Origin of the sequence: Collinsella aerofaciens (assembly GCF_025289055.1) — a bacterium.
Taxonomy (GTDB): Bacteria; Actinomycetota; Coriobacteriia; order Coriobacteriales; family Coriobacteriaceae; genus Collinsella.
Map to the genome: position 1 here is coordinate 90,871 of NZ_JAESIQ010000002.1, position 22,231 is coordinate 113,101.

At 58.1% G+C, this 22,231-nt stretch carries 18 protein-coding genes; 6 read left to right on the forward strand and 12 right to left on the reverse strand.

Translation table 11 applies throughout. From position 1 onward, the window contains the following. Positions 1 to 43: 43 nt before the first annotated feature. From JMJ97_RS01330 to JMJ97_RS01370, 9 genes are all read right to left on the reverse strand, one after another. On the reverse strand, positions 44 to 1,264 hold the full coding sequence (locus JMJ97_RS01330; RefSeq protein WP_260698882.1) for a hypothetical protein: 1,221 nt from the start codon (positions 1,262 to 1,264) through the stop codon (positions 44 to 46). A gap of 348 nt (positions 1,265 to 1,612) precedes the next feature. Further along, positions 1,613 to 1,801, reverse strand: a complete 189-nt coding sequence (locus JMJ97_RS01335; protein WP_260698883.1) for a hypothetical protein — start codon at positions 1,799 to 1,801, stop codon at positions 1,613 to 1,615. A gap of 242 nt (positions 1,802 to 2,043) precedes the next feature. Continuing rightward, positions 2,044 to 3,057 (reverse strand): Abi family protein, encoded by a 1,014-nt coding sequence (locus tag JMJ97_RS01340; protein ID WP_260698884.1) that lies wholly within the window; start codon positions 3,055 to 3,057, stop codon positions 2,044 to 2,046. 155 nt (positions 3,058 to 3,212) lie between these two features. Next, positions 3,213 to 3,404, reverse strand: coding sequence for a hypothetical protein (locus tag JMJ97_RS01345; protein WP_260698885.1), 192 nt, complete (start codon positions 3,402 to 3,404; stop codon positions 3,213 to 3,215). 275 nt (positions 3,405 to 3,679) lie between these two features. Then, entirely contained in the window at positions 3,680 to 6,166 is a 2,487-nt protein-coding gene (locus tag JMJ97_RS01350) for a glycosyltransferase family 2 protein (RefSeq protein ID WP_260698886.1), read from the reverse strand. Next, complete coding sequence (locus tag JMJ97_RS01355; RefSeq protein ID WP_260698887.1) at positions 6,167 to 7,234, reverse strand: glycosyltransferase; 1,068 nt, start codon at positions 7,232 to 7,234, stop codon at positions 6,167 to 6,169. A gap of 12 nt (positions 7,235 to 7,246) precedes the next feature. Then, positions 7,247 to 8,365 (reverse strand): glycosyltransferase family 2 protein, encoded by a 1,119-nt coding sequence (locus tag JMJ97_RS01360; protein ID WP_260698888.1) that lies wholly within the window; start codon positions 8,363 to 8,365, stop codon positions 7,247 to 7,249. Positions 8,366 to 8,439: 74 nt separating this feature from the next. Continuing rightward, on the reverse strand, positions 8,440 to 9,480 hold the full coding sequence (locus tag JMJ97_RS01365) for a glycosyltransferase family 2 protein (protein WP_260698889.1): 1,041 nt from the start codon (positions 9,478 to 9,480) through the stop codon (positions 8,440 to 8,442). A 6-nt stretch (positions 9,481 to 9,486) separates the two neighbouring features. Then, positions 9,487 to 10,590, reverse strand: a complete 1,104-nt coding sequence (locus tag JMJ97_RS01370) for a glycosyltransferase family 2 protein (RefSeq protein ID WP_260698890.1) — start codon at positions 10,588 to 10,590, stop codon at positions 9,487 to 9,489. 256 nt (positions 10,591 to 10,846) lie between these two features. Here JMJ97_RS01370 and JMJ97_RS01375 point away from each other — a divergent pair, with 256 nt between their 5' ends. Next, entirely contained in the window at positions 10,847 to 11,866 is a 1,020-nt protein-coding gene (locus tag JMJ97_RS01375) for a glycosyltransferase (protein ID WP_260698891.1), read from the forward strand. 24 nt (positions 11,867 to 11,890) lie between these two features. Here JMJ97_RS01375 and JMJ97_RS01380 read toward each other — a convergent pair whose 3' ends face one another. The 3 genes from JMJ97_RS01380 to JMJ97_RS01390 all read right to left on the reverse strand — a co-directional run bounded on the left by JMJ97_RS01380 (position 11,891) and on the right by JMJ97_RS01390 (position 16,269). Beyond that, positions 11,891 to 13,687: an AAA family ATPase gene (locus JMJ97_RS01380; protein WP_260698892.1), complete on the reverse strand. Its 1,797-nt coding sequence runs from the start codon at positions 13,685 to 13,687 to the stop codon at positions 11,891 to 11,893. Positions 13,688 to 13,890: 203 nt separating this feature from the next. Beyond that, the gene (locus JMJ97_RS01385; protein ID WP_260698893.1) at positions 13,891 to 15,699 is read right to left on the reverse strand and encodes a VgrG-related protein; all 1,809 of its coding nucleotides are present in this window, start codon (positions 15,697 to 15,699) and stop codon (positions 13,891 to 13,893) included. Positions 15,700 to 15,837: 138 nt separating this feature from the next. Continuing rightward, positions 15,838 to 16,269: an RrF2 family transcriptional regulator gene (locus JMJ97_RS01390; protein WP_055310594.1), complete on the reverse strand. Its 432-nt coding sequence runs from the start codon at positions 16,267 to 16,269 to the stop codon at positions 15,838 to 15,840. A gap of 219 nt (positions 16,270 to 16,488) precedes the next feature. Here JMJ97_RS01390 and sufC point away from each other — a divergent pair, with 219 nt between their 5' ends. The 5 genes from sufC to sufU are packed head-to-tail and all read left to right on the forward strand — an operon-like array spanning position 16,489 to position 21,734. Then, positions 16,489 to 17,289, forward strand: a complete 801-nt coding sequence (gene sufC / locus JMJ97_RS01395) for a Fe-S cluster assembly ATPase SufC (RefSeq protein WP_117839753.1) — start codon at positions 16,489 to 16,491, stop codon at positions 17,287 to 17,289. 12 nt (positions 17,290 to 17,301) lie between these two features. Continuing rightward, on the forward strand, positions 17,302 to 18,714 hold the full coding sequence (gene sufB / locus JMJ97_RS01400) for a Fe-S cluster assembly protein SufB (RefSeq protein ID WP_260698894.1): 1,413 nt from the start codon (positions 17,302 to 17,304) through the stop codon (positions 18,712 to 18,714). Further along, positions 18,714 to 19,985, forward strand: coding sequence for a SufB/SufD family protein (locus tag JMJ97_RS01405; RefSeq protein ID WP_260698895.1), 1,272 nt, complete (start codon positions 18,714 to 18,716; stop codon positions 19,983 to 19,985). Before sufB ends, JMJ97_RS01405 begins: the two co-directional genes overlap by 1 nt. Continuing rightward, positions 19,982 to 21,307: an aminotransferase class V-fold PLP-dependent enzyme gene (locus JMJ97_RS01410; RefSeq protein ID WP_260698896.1), complete on the forward strand. Its 1,326-nt coding sequence runs from the start codon at positions 19,982 to 19,984 to the stop codon at positions 21,305 to 21,307. The genes JMJ97_RS01405 and JMJ97_RS01410 overlap by 4 nt, the downstream gene beginning before the upstream one ends. After that, a complete protein-coding gene (sufU, locus tag JMJ97_RS01415) occupies positions 21,300 to 21,734 on the forward strand; it encodes a Fe-S cluster assembly sulfur transfer protein SufU (RefSeq protein WP_260698897.1) in 435 nt (144 codons plus the stop codon). Before JMJ97_RS01410 ends, sufU begins: the two co-directional genes overlap by 8 nt. The last annotated feature ends 497 nt before the right edge of the window (positions 21,735 to 22,231 follow it).

Sequence of the window (22,231 nt, forward strand, 5' to 3'; positions counted from 1 at the left end):
CTCAGGGCAACGGGGCCTCAATCAAAACTAGCTCAGTAATGTACTAGCCAATTTGCCGGCAGTTTTTGCACTCTCGTGAAGCGCCACGCCTCTGGGCCTCCTGGATAGAGATCTGCGAATAGCCCTTTGCGTCCTTGCCAACGGTACGGCACTTATGCGTATGGTAAACATGGCTACCGCTCTTGTACCAAACTAAACCGTAGCCCGGAATCCACTTGCCGTCCTCGCCGACATAGTAGGAGCCAACCCAGGCATTCGTAGCCATGGCACCGGAAGACTGGAGGTAGTAGTCGCCGGCCCAGGCGTCGTGGGCCATAGCGCCGGAACCGCTAAAGTAGTACCAGGCGCCGCCGACCTGACGCCAGCCGGTGGCCATCGCGCCGGAATCGTCGAACCAGTACCAAACTCCACCAACGTTAGCCCAAGAGTTAGAGGCCATAGCGCCCGAACCTCCGAGCCAATACCACGTGCCGCCATTGCTGAGCCAGCCGGTTGCCATGGCGCCCGAACCGCTCGCATAGTACCAAGAGCCGCCTGCCAAGAACCAGCCAGTGGCCATTGCACCGGAGTCGTCGAACCAGTACCAGGAGCCGCCGAGGCTGCGCCAGCTGTTAGCGACCATGGCGCCCGAGCCGTCGAGGTAGAACCACGTACCGCCGATGTTGAGCCAGCCAGTGACCATCGCACCGGAGGCATTAGTGTAGTACCAGGTACCCGAATCGTTGATCCAGCCAGTCAGCATGACCCCAGATTCGTTGAAATAGTACCAAGCCCCGCCGAGATTATGCCAACCGGTCAATAGCTCACCGTCAGAGGTCGCATAGGACCACTTTCCGTAAATGGAGTCGTAGAACCAGCCACTATGCTGCATGCGGCCATCGGCGTTGGCACCAGGGGTGTTCAGGAAGTAGTTCTTGCCGTCAATCTGAACTCGGCCGTATGCCATATCATGGCTTTCGGGATAGAAGTAATACTTGTCCCCACCGATAGACTGCCAGCCCGACACCGCGGTCCCGTCAGCGCCAAAATAGTACCAGACAGCTTCGTATTCGTTATGCCACTGGTTCGTGACCATGGCGCCAGTTTCGGGATCGAAATAGCGAAGGCTGCCGTCCTCGCACCGAACGAGTCCAGTCTTCGGACGACCGTCGGAACACCATTCCGTAATCGGTCCACCGCCTCCGCCACCGCCAGCAATATCAGCAAATGAGGGCGCCGGGGCAACCGTCATGCAGGCAGCGGCAAATGCAACAACTCCCAGCACTGTTAGTCCGTGCCATCTTTCTCGAAGGTTTTTCATACGACATCCTTTCTCCGAGATTTAAGGCTCTCTTAAGTTATTTTTAAACTATCAATTCAGTATTTCAACGGGAAATCGATAAAAGGTGTCTTTGTGACTGCAATTTAAATATGAGTCGCCACACCTCAACCGTTACGCTAAATAGCTTCTGAGTCAAACCGAGCACATAAGCGAACCAATTTAATACGGCCACCTGAAAAATCCTGACACACGTTTTCGATATGACAAGAGCTGCTTGAACGGGGAGTACTTGAACCCCACCGCCCTTGCAGCTCTTGAGGATACTTTGCCGGAACTTGGCATTACTTCGCACTAAAACGAGAAGTACTCACTGTCGGAGGATAGGTTCGGTCCGAGCCACGGGTCACCATCGAGGAAGAGCTCCGGCCAGCGTTGCATGAACAGAGCTTGCTCGCGTTTCCAGCGGCGCAGCTTTTCCTCGTTAGCCTCTTCCCTGCCGCGCGAGGTGAACTCGTAGTGGTATAGCTCGGCATAGGGCATTTGCCCTCCTCCAGCAAAACACTGTCACTAACTTAGCCCACCAACCTCGCCATTTGTTAAGCAACAAGTGCGAGCGGTAGGTATTGATCTACAACCGTTGGGGATTGAAAAAAAGCAGTAGCCGAAAACGTAATATCTTCCGATTGGCGCGGCATAAAAATAGAGGGCGTCCCATAAAGAGAAGCCCCCTTGCAAAACGGCCGAACCGCTTTTCGAAGTGGAAAATATTTTGCACCAGATGCCTAGGAATCGCAAGAAGGCATATCTTCAGCGTCACACAAATACCATGCGCCGATCACTTTCGACAAAAACGAGAAGGAGGAAGTTATGACCTCCGCACCTTTATAGTAGTTGATGTTGCGATTTGCCCTAGAAATAAACTTGGAAAGCGATTGTGCTTTGTGCTTAATAACGCCTTTAGACGACACCTCTTTGTGCAGATATAGCGTTGTGACAATCTGGCGTATTCGCTCATTGCTCATCCTTGCCTTACGCTGATAAGAGCCAACCCCATCTATTTTGCTCAATGCCTTCATAACACCGTTATTTGCCCTTCGGGCATTCTCACCCGAAGCAAGACCATTAAGAATGCAACTATTGTGAGCACACGCGTTGCGGAGATCTTTTGCCGCGCGAAGCAAATAAAACCTATCGCGAAGCTCATCATCGTCAAACCGTTTGGCGCAAAACAAAATGAATGAATTAAAGGCGCCAAAGGTAATAACTTCCAGAAAGGCCCAGACAGGCATATTAAAACCACTGTATTTTGCAAGAATGCCTGCAGAATAGGCACTCGACTCACAACGTGAAATCTCTTTTTTAACCCAGTTGGTCACATTCCCCTTGCTATCAAATGTATCCTGCTCGCTCAAATAGTCTTGAACGATTTCGTAACCGTCCTCGGCATGCTGCTCTATCCTGCCCAGCAAGTCAACTTTGCAGAAGTGCTCGATATCAAGAGTGAGTGAAATCATCTCGTTTCGAAGCAACATATCGATAATCGAAAGGTCAACAAGCATCTTGAAATCTAAGTTGACATATTCACCCTTGCGTTTTCCATCAGAAACCTTTGGAAATCCGGTGCGGTACGAGCGCAAGCGAAAGTAATTGTTGTTCTTCGTCAGATACTCGACCGCCTCTGCCTCGCTCATATAGCGGAAATGGACACCCTTGCTCTTAAGATGGGAGACTTGTTCCCAAGGAGTAAGCCAAGGCTTTTGATCGCACATATCTTGTTGACGAATAGGACTATTCATTGCGCTCTCCAGCGTATTTGATGAAATAACAGATTGATTTTATCCTAACTTTAAATACCTATTAAACAGCCGGACGCTCATGCAAATACATCATGGCGCGCCGCCGTCCATCTTGCCTTGAGCTCGTTACAACATTTGCATTAGCTTCCACAGAATTAGGAGGAGTATCCGGTAGCGCGCAGAGATTCAATACAGCATTCTTTCATTCCGCCAATCCGGACAATAACGGCTCGATGCTGAATAAAAAAACGATCTTCAAGCTCCCGACAGCGATCGCAGTATTCAATTGTGCCGACAAACAAAGATGATATTCCTGCGCCTAAAACCGCTAACAAAACCTCGTTCATCTGTTCATCCGTCAAAATGACTGCGTTTAGAGGGCAAATATAGAAAATAAAGGAGATAGCCGCAACGATGGATGACGCTATTACGATCGTTCTCGATAATCTCATGCTGTTTCACCCTTAGACAAGCGGACTGCACCTGAAATCCCGATAATCGCATCGGCACGTATAAGAAAAGCTAAGCGTAGGCTCCACGAATCAAACTCCAGCAATTTAGCAAAAACCCAACGTCCTCACAGCCCTTGAGCACCCTATGCTGGATTTCACGTCACCTCGCGCTAAAGCGAGAAGTACTCACTGTCGGAGGATAGGTTTGACCCGAGCCACAGATCGCCAACGAGGAAGAACTCTGGCCAGCGCTGCATGAACAGCGCTTGCTCGCGCTTCCAGCGGCGCAGCTTTTTCTCGTTGGCCTCTTCCCTGCCGCGCGAGGTGAACTCGTAGTGATACAGCTCGGCATAGGGCGTATAGATGGTTCGATAGCCCGCCTCCCACACGCGCAGACAAAAGTCCGCGTCGTTAAAGCCGACGGCGAATTCCTCGTCGTAGCCTCCGACCCGCTCAAATACGTCGCGTCGGACCATCTGACAGGCACCAGTTACGGCGCTAAAGTTACCGGGGCGCACAGCGCGGGCAAGATAGCCCTCGCGCTTTGCCGAGAAGTCCTGGTTGGCATGGGCAAGTGCGCCACGCACGCCAACCAAGATGCCGGCATGTTGCACCAGATGATCGGCAAAGTAGAGTTTGGCGCCCACCACGCCCGCATCGGGACGCTGCAGATACCCCATCATCTCTTCGATAAAGTCCGGACTTATGACCTCGGTATCGTTGTTGAGCAGCAGCAGATAGTCGCCCCTGGCATGCTCCACGCCAAAGTTAATGATCTTGGAGTAATTGAACTCACCCGGCCAGTACACAACGTGTGCGATGCCCTTACCTTCGGATGCAGCAGTCACGCGCTCTGGCAGGGTTTCGTAATACGCAAACGTCTCCGGGGCTTTGCTGTTGTTCTCCACCAAGACGATCTCGTAATTGGCATACGTTGCCTTCTGAGCGATCGACATCACGCAGGCATCGAGCGTCTCAACGTGATCCTTGGTGGGAATCACAATGCTCACCAGCGGCGCAGACTCCGGCAGCGCATAACGCATGTGATAGACAAACGGCGTCTCGGTCTCCTCGACCGTTCCGCAAATGCCCAGCGCGTTAAAGTGGCGCTGAAGCGCAAGGTGCCCGGCTTCAATAGCATACGGCTTACTATCAGCAGAACCGTCGGCGGTCGATCCCGGATGCACGCGCCAGTGATACAGCACATGCGCAACGTGCTCAAAGCGCGCGCCGGCTGCAAGGCAGCGGAGCGTCAGGTCGTAATCCTGGGCGCCCGCAACGTCTTCTGGGGACATACCAATGTGATCGATGAGCGCCTTCTCCACCATCAGGAAATGCGTCACGCAGTTATGGCTATAGAGCAGATCGACGTTGAGCCGCGTCTTAAAGACCGGCTGGCCCCACTCCCCCGTTTTCTGAAACATGTCCTCGTCGCAGAACAAGACCTGGGGGCGCTCGCCCTCGGCCGCCTTATTCAGCGCGGAAACATACTGGAATAACGCGTCCGGCTCCAGAATGTCGTCATGGTCCAGGAACGCGATGTAGTCGCCCGTCGCTTGCTCGATACCTGCGTTGGTGTTGACCACAATGCCGCCGTTGCCGGGCAGCCCGATGCGACGAACGCGCTCGTCGTGAGCACCTGCCGCAAGGTCGGCAACCGCGTCCCATTCGGGCGAGGCATCCATAAGGAGCAGTTCCCAGTTGTCATAGCTCTGGGCTAGCACCGAGTCCAGCAGCTCGCGCAGGTAGACCCGATCAGTCTTGTAGCACGGCACCACAATGCTCACGAGCGGTCTATAGGCAAAGGTCACCGAAGTGACACACTGGCACGCCAAATCGCCCGGCTTTGCGCGATGCTGCTCAAACCAACGTCGATAAGCTGCGTCGTCTGCACGCGCGTCCTTCATACGGTTCCAGCTGTCGTCGACCATGCCGTTGTACAGGCGACCATCCATGGCGCAAAACCCGCTCTGGATCTGCTCTGTGGGATCGCTCACAATCGCGACAAAATCTCGTATATCCTGAGGCATCTCAACGCTCAGAAACGTTTTATTGACGCGGCATCCGTCCTGCTGCGGCACATCGACCTGCGACTCAAACACATGCACGGTGACATCGATGGCATTCATATGCGTATCGAAGATCTGGAACTCGGGTGCGCACTGGGGGTCTCCCGCCCAGGTAACCTCATAGCGCCACACCGCGCCGGCGTCTGCCGGCAAATAGCGAATGGCATCGATCTCGTAGCGACCGCAGCATTCGCCACGCTGCGCATCGCGGATAAGCGCGCACAGCGCAGGCTTTGCTTTGTAGTTAATCTTGGATTCCAGCTTGGCCACGCGGCTATCGAGACAAATGGAGCCCAGCCTTTGGCCATCGGATGCAAAAACAACATCCATCGACGAGCCATCCAAAAACGGAAGCACCAAGACAGCGAGCTCGCGCTCGTAATCGGAAACGGAAGGGCAAAGCGCCAGCACACAGCCATGATCGACCGGGAGCACCAGCGACGGCACACAAGAACCGCTCGTAGTCGCATGGGCAAACGCCTGAGAGCCCTCCCGCTCAATAAGCGCGGCGACATCCTGACCGGCAAAACGAAGCAGCACAAAAAGACGGCCCTGGCTGCGGCAAAGTGCCAAACGCTTGATACTCATCTACACTTCTCGCTTTCCCAGGGCGTTCGCTGCCATGCGTTTGCACGCGCCCAGGCGCCCAAACCTCAAGACGTCGTAATCGAACATGAGCTTTTTACATGCACGGGCATTGGGGGCCTTGCTGGTAAGCGCCGCACGCACCATAGCAGCAACAGAAGGAGCGCATTGTGCGAGCGCATCATCGCTGCCCACGGCAGAACCGGCAAGTGCCGTGGCAACGGCAGCAAACACCTTGCCGCAGTCCGAACCCAGCAACCTGAGCGCATCGTACAGCACCAGATCGCAGAGGAAGTACGCCAGGTCATCGGCATGTTGAGCATCGAGACCGTCGCGCTGCCAGTCAGCCAGCACCGCGGAGTAAATCTTCACGTGCTCCAGCAGGCGCGTCTCGTCGTCATAGCGCATGGTGTCCATGAGCGAGCCCTTGCGCGCCACACGGTAATCGTACAGCTTGTTCGAGATAAGCGCGGTCTTGTGCGAACGACCGTACACGGCAAAATCGAAGACCTGGTCCTCGCCATATTTAACGGTTTCGTCGAACACGATCCCGTAACCCAGCAAAAACTCACGCTTGCAGGCGGTGCGCCATGCAAAGGGGCGAGATGCTTCCTTAAACAGCAAGTCAGAGTTATAGCCTTCAAACGACACATCGCGCGGGCTCAGCACATAGTTAAGCCACGGATACCCCGCCTCCAGCGGATACGGGTTCGCGCCAAAGGTCAAAACGTCGCAGCCCTCGCGCTCAAAGGCATCTACGATCGCACGGCACGCATCGGGCGTAAATCGGTCGTCGGAATCCAAGAACGCGACGATAGGCGCCGTGGACGCGGCGATGCCTGCATTACGTGCACTCGACAGGCCGCCGTTGAGCTTATCGACCAGCGTAAAGCGCGCGTCCTTTTCGCAATAGGCAGCCGCAATATCGCGCGAACCGTCCGGCGAGCCATCGTTAACCAGCACGCCTTCCCAATCGGGCATGTCCTGCGCAAGCAGGGAGTCCAAGCACCAGGCCAGACACTCCTCCACTTTATAGATGGGAACGACAACGGAAATCTTGGGGGTAGCCATAGTCACTCGCTCCTACTGTGCGGCCGGAACGTCATCGGGGTGCGGGTTGTCGCCGTAGGTGCGCTGATACGTCAGCACGCGCCAGACCAGCGGCAGGCCGCCAATCTTAAAGTAATGCTTAAACGTATTGAGCTTGCCCGGCTTCTTAAAGTCAAAGCGCGAATCGATATAGGCGCGAGGCGACTTGACCATCAGACGCAAATCGGTCTCGCCACGCGGATCAAACAGCGACAGGTCAAAGCGACCGGCATCCCAATCGGCCTTCAGCTCGGGTGAAGCCTTCTCCCAAAACTGCTCGCGTAGCTCATCGACCAGACGCTCATCATTCCAACGGTACGTATCGACCTTCATGCGCATTAAAATGCCCTGGAGCTGAGCCTTGAGCTCGGGACGCTCGTCCAAAAAACGTTGCATCTCGGCATATTCGTCGCACACGCAAAACACTTTGTTGGGCGAATTAACGGAGCTCTTCTCGTTATCCTGGCGATAGCACAAAATGGGAGCCGCAATAAACGCGGCACGCTCGGCGCAAGCCCAAACCTTAAAGTTAAAGCCTGCGTCCTGATACGAAGCTCCCGGCGTGGGAAGGAACCGAATCTGATTGTCGTTGAGGAACTCGCGCCGATAGATAGCCGACCAAATGGAAGGTTTGCGGTAGAAGATGCCCGGGCGATCGACAGGGCGATACACGGCGCCCGTCATATGCTCGTCGATAATCCCAAACAGCTCACGGCGCTCGCTGGGCGTGGACCAATACAGGTAAAAGTCGCCCTTCACCACATCGGCATGCTCAGCATCGGCCTTGGCGACCAGCTTTTGGAGCGAATCCTCAAACATAAAGTCGTCGGACTCAAGGATGCCCACGTACTCGCCGCGCGCCATCTCCAGGCCGCGGTTCATCGAGTCGCCGTAGCCGCTGTTGGCCTTGTCGATCATCTTTACACGGGAGTCGCGCTCCATGTACTCGCGGATGATATCTGGCGAGCTATCGGTTGAGCCGTCATTGATACAGATAATCTCGATGTCCTTGAGCGTCTGCGCAACGGCGGAATCGAGGCACTCGCGCAGGTAGCGCTCAACATTGCAGATGGGAACAAGCAGCGAAACTTTAGGGGTATCAGAGTTCTGCAAGAGAACCTCCTGTTGGATAGCGTGTAACAAGGTTATTTTAGCAGCCGAGTTGCGGCGGGCGGCAGCGCTTGGAATTAGATAAAGCGCTCCAGGCAGGCTTTGAGACCGCGAGTCGAAAGATAGAACAGCGTGGCGTCTGCCATCGAAACGCCCGAGGTCGCCGCAACGAGCTTCTGGGCAACACGGCAAACGGCGCCCTTAGCAGGCATATCCGCCCACTCCGTTCCCAAAAACGTCGTAAGGTCCATGTTGACGCGAGCCACCACGTGATGGAAGTCATCGGCATCCAAGCGCGCCAGGTCGAACACAATTAGGTCCAAAAACCAAGTTATCAGCTCGCCGGGGCACAGGTCCAAAAGACCGTAGGCCGCCCAGTCCTCCAAGACCTCCTCGAGCATCCTCATGTGGGCGTCAAGCTTTTTGGCGCGAGCCTCGGCACTGTTGAACTCGTGCGTCGCCGATTCACTCTCCATCACGTAGTGGTAGAACTTGTCCGGCATGACGACGGTCTTGCGGGCAAGCGCATAAGCCGCAAATTGGAAGACGACGTCCTCGCCCAAAGCCAAACCGGGGGCGAAGCGAATACCTTCGCGATTGAGCAGCTCGCGCGAAAAAGCCGCGCGGCAGGCATAGGGCTGCGCATTCGAATGAAACAGCAGTTGGGGATCACGGGCGCCGAAGGTACCAGCTTTGGGGCTCATGAGTTGCTGGATGCGTTTGGGGGCAGCATCAGCAGGTTCACAGACGCCGCCAAAGACGGCGGCCTCGGCATCTGCAGACTCCATGGCATGCAGCACGCGCTTGACCGTCTGGGCATCGATGTAATCGTCGGCGTCCACAAAAAAGACGGTCTCGCCCTCGGCGGCATCGATACCGGCATTTCTAGCGCATGAGACGCCCGCGTTTTCCTGGTCAATCACCAGTACGCGATCGTCGGCCTGCGCGATCTGGCGCAACACGTTCAACGAATCATCAGTCGAACCGTCGTTGACGCAGACAACCTGAATCGAGCGCTCGGACTGGGCCAACAGCGAATCGAGGCATCGCTGAATGGAGCGCGCAGAGTTGTAAACGGGGACGACAATGGTAGCTTTAGGACACGAGGCCTCTCCCATGCCGACCTACCCCCTCAGCGATTCGATGAGGAAGGCGGCAACCACGCCTGGGCCTCCAACCGAGGCGTAATACTTAGCACGCCCCAAGGCACCATCCGTCGCAAAACTCGGATGCTCGTCAACCCAGCCCTCAGGATCTTTGAGGATGGCAGCGAGATTTGCGCGCTTCCACGGCTTGAGGTCGTCAAGCGAAAAGTCCCCGGCGTCCAAGGCCGCTTGGAACTCCTTGGCCATCTGAACCAGGAACTCCTTATAGAACTTAGGCGCCAAACGCACGTAGTTCCACATATACGAATCGTACTTAATGAGTTGATTGAACTTGAGCATGCGCGCGACATCGCCGCTTGCGTGGTCACGGGCATAATCCTCTCGAATCCAACGCTCAATCTCGGCATACTCGGTATTGACGCAAAAGACCTTAGCCGAAGAATTGACCGAGGAATTCTCGTTGTCCTGGCGATACGACAACACGGCATCGTGCAGGTAAATAGCCTTATCGGCACACGCGATCACCTTAAAGGCGAATGACGTGTCCTGAAAGGATGCCCCCGGAGTCGGCAGGAACGTAATGCCGTTGCGCTCAAGAAAATCACGACGGTACACGGCCGACCAAATCGACGGCTTTTGCTTAAAGAACTGCGTCGTATCGCTCGGGTGCACCGGCTTGCAGCAATCCTGAGGTCTAAACATCTCGTGCAGTGAACGGTGCTCCTCGGGCTTAGACCAGTAGAAATCAAAGTTCGCCTTCGCAAAGTCGGCATTATTGCTATCGGCGGCCGAGACAAGCTTTTCGAGTGCGTCGGACGCCATAAAGTCATCGGACTCCAAGATGCCAACGTACTTGCCACGCGCCATCTCCAGGCCGTGGTTCATCGAGTCGCCGTAGCCGCTGTTGGCCTTGTCGATCATCTTGACGCGCCCATCGCGCTCCATATACTCGCGGATAATCGCCGGCGAGTTGTCGGTCGACCCGTCGTTAATGCAGATGATCTCAATATCCTTGAGCGTCTGCGCCAGGGCGGAATCGAGGCACTCGCGCAGGTAGCGCTGAACATTGTAAATGGGAATAAGCAGCGACAGAACAGGGCTGCCAGAGACGTTAGTAGACAAATGTGCTCCTTAGGAAATACCTGTCGTTTCATGGTATCAAAGGGTCAGCGCGCCAGCGGGCGTTTATATAATCTATGGAGCCTCTTGCGGGCAAAGCAGCCCCACGTCATGCGGCGGTCCCATGGCAGGTTCCTGCGTTTTATTCAAAGCTTGCCGCTAAGGTGCGCCGAGCCTTTACAATAGGACAGTCCCAAGGACGTATTCGATAGCTTCCGTGCAGCGCTCGCCCGCCGCGCGTGAAAGGATATATTGCCCCATGCCTTCAACCCTTCTCGCTCCCATCGATAAGCTCGCCATCGTCGTCGTTACGTACAAGCGCCAGGAACTCCTGGCCAACTTGTTCGACTCTATGACCGAGCTCACGGCAACGCCCTGGCGCATCGTGATTGTCGATAACGAGAATTCGCGCGAGACCGAGGCCATGTGCACCGCATTCAACGAGCGCCTGGCCAACCTGTGGGGCATCGACACCGAGCAGCCCGACGCGCAGGGCGGCACCGACCGTGTCATCTACGCCCCGCAGCTCGAAAACGGCGGCGGTGCGGGCGGCTTCTCCGCCGGCACTAAATGCGCCTACGACTTGGGGGCCCAGTGGTTCTGGGTCATGGACGACGACGTGCTCGTCATCCCCGAAGGCATCGAGCGCTTGGCCAAGTGGACCGACCGCTACGACGTCATCCAGGGTTCGCGCCTGGACTTTGACGGCGGCGCCTTCTTTTGGCAGTACCAGCTCATCCTTTCGCTCGGCATTCCCAACCCCGTCGCCAAGTGGGATTTAGGCCCCGAGGGCTATCGCGCCATGAACCAGCTGTGCTTTGAGGGCGGCATGTTCTCGCGCCGCGTGGTCGACAAGATTGGCCTGCCTGACGCGCGCTTCTTCATCTACGGCGACGATGCCTGCTACGGCTACGTAGCCAGCCAACACTTCCCCGCCGCCGTTGTTGCCGACGTGGTGCTCAAGCGTGCCCGCGCTGTCTCTAACTGGGACATCGCCGGTAAGCGCCAACTCAACTCCACGAGCGACACCAACCGCTACTACATCATGCGCAACCGCGGTTATCTGGCCCGCTACATGCAGATCTATGGCGACTATCACCCCATGCTGTTCCGTCTGGGCAACGCCGCGACCTTCTGCAAGGAGTTCATTCGCCTGGCCGCCGTTGACAAGTGCTTTAAGACCGGTATTCCGGCGCTGCGCCGTGGCATGAAGGACGCCCGCAAGATCGTCAAGGACCCCAACTGGAAGCCCATGCCGCCCATGAAGGACACCGAGTAACGGAAGCCGGAAACACCTCGGCGCTTAAAGCCGCTGGCACACCGTAGCCACATGCTGCCCATCAAAACCGAACCCCCAGCGCATGCGACCCACGCCGGGGCGCGGTACACGGATTTCGTCGATGCCGCCGCGCTCTATGTCGAGTAGCGACTGCACGGCCAGCAATTCCAGACCCAGCGCATCCACATCGGGGTCATACATCAAGTTAATCGTTATCAGCGGGCGCTCGTCCAGCATGCCAATCGTGTCTGCTACGTCAAACACAGCACCCGTAGGGAAAACTTGGATGTCCCAGCGATCCGCGCCGCGCTTTCGCCTCGAGGCAGGATTGGCATAGCCCGGCAAGCCAAAGCAGAGTCCCTGCAAGAGCAGGTGATATGGCAGCGCAGCATCTGGGTTGGTCGCACCGATTTCCGCATCTCCCAGAATGCGGTCTAGTGCCTGTCTCACCGCGCCCTCGTCCCCACGGCACAACCCGTCTCGAAACGCATCGACGTCCCGAATGTCTTCGGCAGCACACTCAAACCACTCAATAATCACCAGACGCAAGGCCTGGCGAAGCTCATTATTGGGCAACCGCAGAGCACGGGGGCGACTAACATGCTCCGGCTCCTCAGTCATATCCGTCGTGAGAAAACCGGACAAATACAGCTCAGTCCACAGGCCGTCGTCAGACGAGGCCTCTGGCCCCGCAGCGCCCAAACAAAACGGAACCTCAACGCATGCATGGGGCTCGAGTAAATCGAACAAGACCGAAAGGCGGTCGAGATTCCACCCGGCAACCACCCTACTCAGGTAATCGGCATACCCATACAGATCGGCTCGCACGGGCGCCGTGCAGCCTCGGTCCAGAAAACCGATCACACGCGCCGGACTCGAGCAATAGGCCCTGCCAAACCGATATCCCTCGAGCCATTCACGCGCATCATCCAGGTATTCCTCGCGTCCAGCATGACACAACAGAGCCTCGACCTCGGCATCCGAAAAGCCAAACCATCGGTCACACCACATCGAGAGCGGCGTCGAAAGACAATACGAGCAGTTTCGCGAAGAAAGTGCCGCCTCGGCAGGACCGGGGCGCTCCCCCATCAGACAAACCAAGCGTAGCGAATTACCAGCAGCGGCAATGGCGTCGAACAGCACGCGATCGAATAGATCTACCGGATCGGCGCCGGAAGCGCCCCTCGCGCTCGCACGGCGCAACCATGCCGCGTCGTACCCATCAACGAGCAATACGACCTGCTCATCGCAGGCCATCTCCAGTAGTTCAATGAGCACACCAAGTACCGAGGCAACCTCGGCCTCGCTCGCCACACCACGCGCAACGCGTTCGATGTGGCGTACCTTATCTCGAGCTAAATCCGGAGCCTCCAAGAGTGCCAACAAGCGAGTGCACTCGTCCGAAAGAGCACCGCTCACGACATCGGCAACAGCGGCGCCGCGCCTCGCAGTGCCAGAAAAGTCCAGCGATACCACCGGATAGCAAGCGTACTCATCCCGATAGCGCCCGCCGTCCGCATCCCAAATCTGAGCATCGGCAAACGAGCTCCGGCAAGCATGACCGACCGCGGGACGCTCCAGAAAAGCCTTGAGCATCGACAAGTTCATGCTCTTGCCAAAACCCTCGGGTCGGCAGCACACCATAACGGACGCATCGCAATCCAAAATATCAGCAATAAACATGGTCTTGTCGACCAGCGTGCAGCGACCAAGGGCCTCCGCATAGTCGTGCATGTCAATCGGCAATGCCGCATCGTCGGCACCACCGATCAAGCGCACGCCAAAGCCGGCAGCACAACAATTATTTGCCTGTTCAGACACTAAAACATTCCCCCTAAATCGCAGCACGATGCCAATTGTAATGACCGCCTCGCGCGTACTGATGTCACCGCGCAAGCATATCGGGCAACGGTAGCAACATGGGGTGTGAGGGGGGCATAACTAATCGTTGCGCAACAAAACGGGGCCCGATGCAGCAGCACCGGACCCCGTCCCGACTCTTTTGCTATTTGACAACCGAGAGGCTACTCCTCAGAACCGTCCTCACCAGCGGCCTTATTCTGCTGATCGAGCTTATGCTTGCCGCTCACAATAGACGTGGCACCCAGCGTGGCCAAGCTTGCGCTGGCAAGGCTCGCCATCACGATCAAGTCGCCCGTCTTGGGCATATTGCCGCCAGATGACTTGGTAGTTGTAGTCGTCGTGGTAGTAGTGGTCACCGTTTTGGAGCCATTTTGCTCTTGGCTCTGGTTGTCGGCACCGCTCTTGTCGTCGTCTTCGGACTGTTTCTTTTCGTCCTCGCCCTGCTGCTTTTCGCCCTCGGTCTTGCTCTTGTCCTTCTCCTCAGATTCAGACTTCTTATCCTTGTCCTTCTCCTCAGAGCTAGAACCCTTATCGGATTCAACCTTCTCGGATGCCTCGTCCTTGGAGTCGCCCTTTGCAGCCTCAGCCTTTTCCGTGGAAACCTGATCAGAGTTGTCCTTGTTCTGGGCCGAGCCGTTATTGACGCCAGCCATCAGCGAAGAACCAAGCGTAGAACCAAGCTGCTCGGAGAAAGAAGGCTTCTTGTCCGGCGAAGCAACGGGAGCGTCCGGCGCCTTATTCGAGTCGTCCTTGGAAGCATCGGAATCAGGGGTTGCGTCAGAGCCGGAGCCGTTGTTAGAGCCGGTGTCAACGGACGAATCGCTCGAGCCGGTAGATGAGTTAGAGGTGTCAGCGCCGGTCGAACCAGAAGCGTCGCTGTCCGTATTGCCGGCAGAGCTTGAAGGCGAATCGCCCGCAGCAGAGCCGTTCGAATCGGAGACGTTCGAGGTAGAGCCGTCGTTGGTAGTGCCACCAGCAGAGCCATTACCGTCAGCATCGGTCGAGGGCGCATCCATCCTGTCATCGTTAGCATCGTCACTCGAGTCGTCATTCGAATCAGGTGTCGGCGAGGGCGCCGGTGTGGGCTCGGGCTGCACGGGCGTCGCGGCGGCAGCCTCGTCCTCGGCGATATAAGCCAAGCAGTCCTTTAGCTCGTTGCGGTAGCGGTTCTTCCAGCCCTCGTGGTACTGGGGTTGGCTCGAATACTTGGTCGCCACGTTATTGACCACGCTGTTGGAAAGCGCCGTCACAAACTCGCGATCGGACATATCGTTGGAAAGATTCGCCCAGCGGAAAAAGTCCCTGCAGCCACCAGTGCCGCACATGTTGGTAATGCTCCACACCATGCCCTTGACGCAGTCGGCGCGGCCCGAAATATCAATACCCAGGCCGCTCTTGAGCCACGCCTCGGTCACCGCATAGTACGAGTTGTACGCATAAGCGTCTTGAAGTGCTGAGAACTCAACAGGATCGGTGTTGTAAGCACCCTGGAAGGCCTCCTGCGCAATACGGCCCAACTCGGTGAGCTGGCCGTTCTCGTACATGGCATTGCTCGTGTTGGAAATCTCGCTGCCGCGATCAATCGCATCCTTGAGCATGCTGTACTTGGCAGAATCGTAGTTGTAAACCTGCTTCATAAACGGAATGAGCGACCAGCGGCGATCAAACTGATAGTAACCCAGTGCGTTATAGCCGTCACCATACGAAAATCCCTGGTTGTAGTTACCATGGCTCTCGTACTTGGTAAAGTACTTCATCTCGGGAGTCACGTTGACAAACGAAACGCCCTGGACCGACCTCAGCACGCCCGAGAAGGACTGCTGGGTGTAGAGACCCTTATCGATATCGGTGGCATCCGAGGCAACGCCCGGCGTGGGCTCCTCGGCAGCGGCGGGTGCCGGCGCGGAAACGGCGCCAAACGAAAGCGCCAACGTCAGGCCCGCGACAATAGCAGAATGCTTGGGCTGCATAAGATCCTCCCTGCATTGGTGTAGTTAAAGTTCAGTTTGCAAAGATAAAATAAGTATTGCAGCTCGCCCGTTGTTGCACAACAACCCCTCGGTAAACGGCAACAACCCTCCGCGAAATCTTAAGGAATTGCGCTCAACCTACAGCTTAATGTCAAAGTTGATCTCGGGAACGGCGGCCAAGTCGGCCAACGTCACGCCGTCGACGTACTTTTCGATCACGTCGTCCAAACCGCGCCAGAACTTGACGGTCGAGCACAAATCGCTGCGGGTGCAGCTGTTGTCGATGCCGTCGCACGCCACCGGAGCCGTGCTGCCCTCGACGGCACGCAGGATGTCGCCGGCACGCACCTCGGCCGGGTCCTTGGCCATCATGTAGCCACCGCCCTTACCGCGCACGCTCTTAAGCAGGCCCGCCTTCATGAGCGGACGAACCAGCTGCTCCAGATACTTTTGCGAGATATGCTCGCGGTCGGCAACCTCGCGCAGGGCAATCTTGCCCTCGGCGTCGCCCAGCGCCGCGATATAGATCATCAGTCGGAGGGCATAGCGGCCCTTAGAAGAAATGAGCATACCTACCCTCCCATCGTTACTGGGACAAAACCAGGCTTGTTTGTCCCAAATCCTATGCACGCGGGGCAAACAAACCTGATTTTATGTCCCTCATCTAAAAAGTCGAGTGGATTAGTCGGGTTTTCCCTTGACTAACGCCGAACCCATAGTAACTTTATTCCGAGAAGATTCCTAGGGTTTAGTACACCTATGAGTACACCATATACAGAGAGGGACAGCATGAGCGCAAATCCGCTGCTTTCCATCGAAGGTCTGACCGCCTCCGTGGACGAGAAGACCATCCTCCACAACGTCAACCTCAACGTCGCCGCCGGCGAGACCCATGTGCTGATGGGACCCAACGGCGCCGGCAAATCCACCCTGGGCCACCTGGTCATGGGCGACCCCGTCTACACGGTCAACGACGGCCGTATCGTCTTTGACCGCCAGGACATCACCGAGCTCACCACCGACAAGCGTTCGCGCGCCGGCCTGTTCCTGAGCTTCCAGGCCCCGGTCGAGATTCCGGGCGTGCCGCTGTCGAGCTTTTTGCGTGCCAGCATCGCCGGCCGTCCCGGCCTGGAGATGAAGGGCAAGGAATTCCGCCGTCGCGTCAAGGAGCTCGCGGCCGAGCTCAACATGGATACCGCCTACCTCAACCGCGAGTTGGGCGTAGGCTTCTCGGGCGGCGAGAAGAAGAAGGTCGAGATGCTCCAGCTTCTGCTGCTGCAGCCCAAACTCGCCATCCTGGACGAAACCGACTCCGGCCTGGACGTCGACGCCCTGTCCACCGTCAGCCACGGCATGGACGCGTACCGCAAGAGCTGCGACGGCTCCATGCTCATCATCACGCACAACACGCGCATCCTGGAACACCTGGATGTCGACCGCGTCCACGTTATGGTCAAGGGCCACATCGTACGCGAGGACGACGCCTCGCTCATTCCCTGGATCGACAAGAACGGTTTTGAGACCTTCGAGCGCGAGGCCGCCGAGCAGCGCGCCCAGGCCGAAGCCGCCGCTGCCGAGCAGCAGGCGTAAAGGGGCGACGCAATGACCAAGAACCGCACCGAGGTCGCGGACATCGACCGCAGCCTCTACGACTTCACCTATGGCGAGGAGGGATTCGAGCGCCTCGACGCCGGCATCACGCCCGACATCGTGCGCGAGATCAGCGCCAAAAAGGACGAGCCGCAGTGGATGCTCGACCTGCGCCTCAAGTCCCTCGAGATTTTTAATCGTTTTCCCGACCCGACGTGGGGCCCCTCCATCGAGGGCCTGGACATGGACAACATCGTCACCTACGTCAAGCCCAACACCGACCAAAAGCACGACTGGGAGTCGGTGCCCGACGACATCAAGAACACCTTTGAGCGCCTGGGCATCCCCGAGGCCGAGCGCAGCTACCTGGCAGGCGTCGGCGCGCAGTACGACTCCGAGCTGGTCTACCACAACATGCAGGACACGGCGTCCAAGATGGGCATCGTCTATTCCGGCATCGAGGAGGCCCTGCACGACCCGCAGTGGGAGCCGCTCATCCACGAGAAGTTTATGACGCTCATCCCGCCCACCGACCACAAGTTTGCGGCCCTGCACGGCGCCGTATGGTCGGGCGGCTCGTTTGTCTACGTGCCCAAGGGCACCAAGCTCGACTTCCCGCTGCAGAGCTACTTCCGCCTTAACGCCAAGGGCGCCGGCCAGTTTGAGCACACGCTCATCATCGTCGAGGACAATGCCGACCTGCACTTTATCGAGGGTTGCTCCGCGCCCAAGTACAACGTGGCCAACCTCCACGCCGGCGCCGTCGAGCTCTTTGTGGGCAAGCGCGCACACCTGCGCTACTCGACCATCGAGAACTGGTCCAAAAACATGTACAACCTCAACACCAAGCGTGCGCGCGTGGACGAGGATGGCGACATCGAATGGATCAGCGGCTCCTTTGGCAGCCACGTGGGTTATCTCTACCCCATGAGCGTGCTCAACGGCCGCCGCGCTCGCTCGAGCTTTACCGGCATCACCTTTGCCGGTGCCGGCCAGAACCTCGACACCGGCTGCAAAGTCGTGCTCAACGCGCCCGAGACCTCGGCGACCGTCGAGACCAAGGGCATCTCCAAGAGCGGCGGCATCCAGACCTTCCGCAGCTCCATTGTGGCCACGCCTAAGGCCGAGGGCTCTAAGGCAACCGTGAGCTGCCAGTCGCTCATGCTCGACGACCAGAGCCGCTCCGACACCATCCCCGCCATGGACATCCGCGCCAAGAACGTCGATATCGGCCACGAGGCCACCATCGGCCGTATCGGAGACGACAAGGTGTTCTACCTGATGAGCCGCGGCATCTCGGAAGAAGAGGCCCGCACCATGATCGTCAACGGCTTTGCCAACCCGGTCTCTAAGGAGCTGCCGCTTGAGTATGCCGTCGAGATGAACAACCTGATCAAGCTCGAGATGGAAGGAGCGATCGGATAATGAAACAGGAAACCAACACCGCTGCCACCACGCTCGAGCAGGTCAACGCTATGCCGGCCGCCACTTGGGGTTGGCTCAAGATGAACCAGACCAAGCTCGAGCTTTCAGACGAGCTTGCCACCGCTCCCGCCGAGGCCGTTGAGGTTGAGGGCCTGGAAGAGCAGTTTGCTGGCATGGCCGACGCGTTTAACGCCGCCATGGAGGCCATGGCCGAGCGCTTCCCCGAGCGCCGCGCCTCCGCCCCCGGCGACGCCGCCGACCGCGCCCGCATCACGCCCGAGACCGAGCTCGACGTGCCCGCAACCTCCGTCTACCAGGCCGGCGCCATCAAGCTCGAAGAGGAACTCTCCCCTGCCGAAGCCTTCGAGACCGGCATGGGCGAGGCCGCCTACACCTACCTGGCCGACCATGCCACCAAGCGCATCGTCATCGACGTGCCCGCATACCAGCACGCCACTGTTAGTGTGCGCGTGAGCGGTGTCGACGCCGCCGCGGCCATCGCCGCTATCGATGTCGTCGCCCGTCCGCAGGCAACGCTCGACCTCGCTCTAGCCCTAGACTCCCCTGTCAACGGCCAGGGCGTCGTGGGCTCCGTGCTGCGGGTGTGCGCTCACGAGTACGCCACCGTCAACGTGACCTGCACGCAGACGCTCGACGACAGCTGGATCGCACTCGACGACACCGGTCTGTTCCTGGACGAGGGCGCGCGCGTCAACGTGCAGCACACCGTCCTGGGTGCCGGCGCCAGCGCCACCGGCCTTGCCGGCGACCTTCTGGGCGACACCGCCAAGGTAACGATCGATACCGATTACCTAGGTGCCCGCGAGCAGGTGCGCGATTTTAACTACGAGCTGCGCCACCGCGGCCGCAAGACCGAGTGCGAGATCGACGCCAACGGCGTGCTGACCGGCACGTCCAAGAAGGTCTACCGCGGCACCATCGACCTCGTGCACGGCTGCAAGGGTGCCGTCGGCACCGAGCGCGAGACGGTGCTCTTGGCCAACAAGGGCGTCGACAACAAGACCGTTCCCGTCATTCTCTGCGACGAGGACGACGTCGCCGGCAACCACGGCGCTACCATCGGCCACGTCCGCGACGAGCAGCTGTTCTATCTCGCCTGCCGCGGCCTTGACCAAAATGCCGCCGAGGACCTGTTCATCCGCGCCAAGCTGGAGGACGCCGCGCTTTCCGCGACCGACGAGCGCACCCGCGCCGCCGTCGTCCGCTTGGGCAACAACCTGATCGACAACTTTGAAGAGGAGCTCGCATGATCGACACCGAGCACGTTAAATGCGATACCTGCACTGCCCCCGAGCCCATGGAGCTCGACGCCAGCGACGAGGCTTCGCGCGGCTGGCCCACCGTAGACATCGAGACCAACCCCTACAAGGCGCAGTTCCCGCTGTTCCAGCAGCACCCCGAGATCGCCTTCCTCGATAGTGCCGCCACCGCGCAGCGCCCTGCCTGTGTGCTCGACGCCGAGCGCGACTTCTATCAGCGCATGAATGCCAACCCCCTGCGTGGCCTGTACTCGCTGTCCGTCGAGGCAACCGACGCCATCGCGAAGGTCCGCCAGCAGATCGCCGAGCTCATCGGCGCCTCACAGGCCAACGAGGTCGTCTTCACCCGCAACACGAGCGAGTCGCTCAACCTGGTCGCCAAGAGCTTTGCACCCACGGTGCTCGAGCCCGGCGACGAGGTCGTCATCACCATCATGGAGCACCACTCCAACCTGATTCCGTGGCAGCAGGTCTGCCGCGAGACCGGCGCCAAGCTCGTCTACATCTACCCCACTAAGACCGGCCAGCTCACCACCGAGGAGGTTCTTGCCAAGGTTGGACCCAAGACCAAGATCCTGGCCGTGGGTCAGGTTTCTAACGTGCTGGGCGTCGAGAACCCGGTCAAGAACCTCGGCAAGCTCGTGCACAAGTACGGCGGCTATCTGGTCGTCGACGGCGCGCAGTCGCTGCCGCACATGCCGGTCGATGTGGCCGACCTGGGCGCCGACTTCTTTGCCTTTAGCGCGCACAAGGCCATGGGCCCCATGGGCATCGGCGTGCTGTGGGGCAAGATGGACCTGCTCAACGCCATGCCGCCCATGCTCACCGGCGGCGAAATGATCGATTCCGTCACCGAGCAGGACGCCGTCTGGGCGCCCGTCCCCGAGAAGTTCGAGGCCGGCACGCAGGACGCCGCCGGCATCTTCGCCACGGGTGCGGCACTCGACTACCTCGTCAACACGGTTGGCTACGAAAACATCCAGGCACGCGAGCAGGCACTCGTCCACTACCTGATGGGCGAACTCATGCAGCTCGACTTTGTCCAGATCATCGGCTCCATCTACTGGGACAACCATCACGGCGTCGTCAGCTTTAACGTCAAGGGTATCCACCCGCACGACGTCGCGAGCATCATGGACATGGACGGCGTGTGCATCCGTGCCGGTCACCACTGCGCGCAGCCGCTGCTTACCTGGCTGGGCGTCGAGAACCTCGCCTGCTGCCGCGCCAGCGTGGCCTTCTACAACGACAAGGCCGACATCGATAAGTTCATCGCCGGCCTGCATCACGTTTGGAGCACGTTCAATGGGTAATCTGTACACCTCCACCACGTTTATGGAGCACAACTCGCACCCCGACTACAAGTACGAGATGGATGCCCCCACGCACGAGCACGACGGCATCAACCCCAGCTGCGGCGACGAGCTCACCTTGCAGCTGCGCGTCGAGAACGGCGTGATCGAGGAGGCCTCCTTTACCGGCCACGGCTGCGCCATCAGTCAGGCCAGCGCCGACATCATGGCCGACCTCATCACCGGCGAGACCGTCGAGGAAGCTCGCCGCCTAGCAGAGCTCTTCCTCGCCATGATCCGCGGCGAGAAGCTCTCCGAGGAGGACCTGGAAGACCTGGACGAAGCCGCCCAGCTCCAGGACATCTCGCACATGCCCGCCCGCGTCAAATGCGCCGAGCTCGCCTGGCGCACCCTCGACGGCATGCTCGAGGGGCAAGCTAACCAGTAGCGTATGCTCCGAATCCAAGGTTTTTGATTGCCGAGCCGCCCGATACGGGCGGCTCTGTTTTTCCTAATGAGCACGAACACACAAAATCAGCGCGTCCGGCGCCCCGTCTGTCATTTACCACACGGCCAGACGCGAACACGGGCGTTTTCCACAGCACCAAAGGCCTGCGGCAGGGCCCCGGGCCCGCCAAGCAATGCGCCAAGCCCCGTTCTGCTGAGCTCCGACTCGCTTCGCGCCTGCCGCAGACGGGTCCCATAGGGTGCGACGTGCATTTTTGCGAGTATTCAGCACGCCAAGCTGTATGTATACGCATCGAAAGCGTTAATCAACGTCTCCAGGCGCATATATATTGTGTTTTAGAACAAGCATCGCGGTCTCAGGGATCACATACATGCGCTTCGGAGGCGCATCGGAAGGCATAAATAGCTTCGGGACCCGTATGTTGCAAGACTGCGGCAGTGCCGACAGCACCACGATGCTGAAAACTCCGTTTTTTG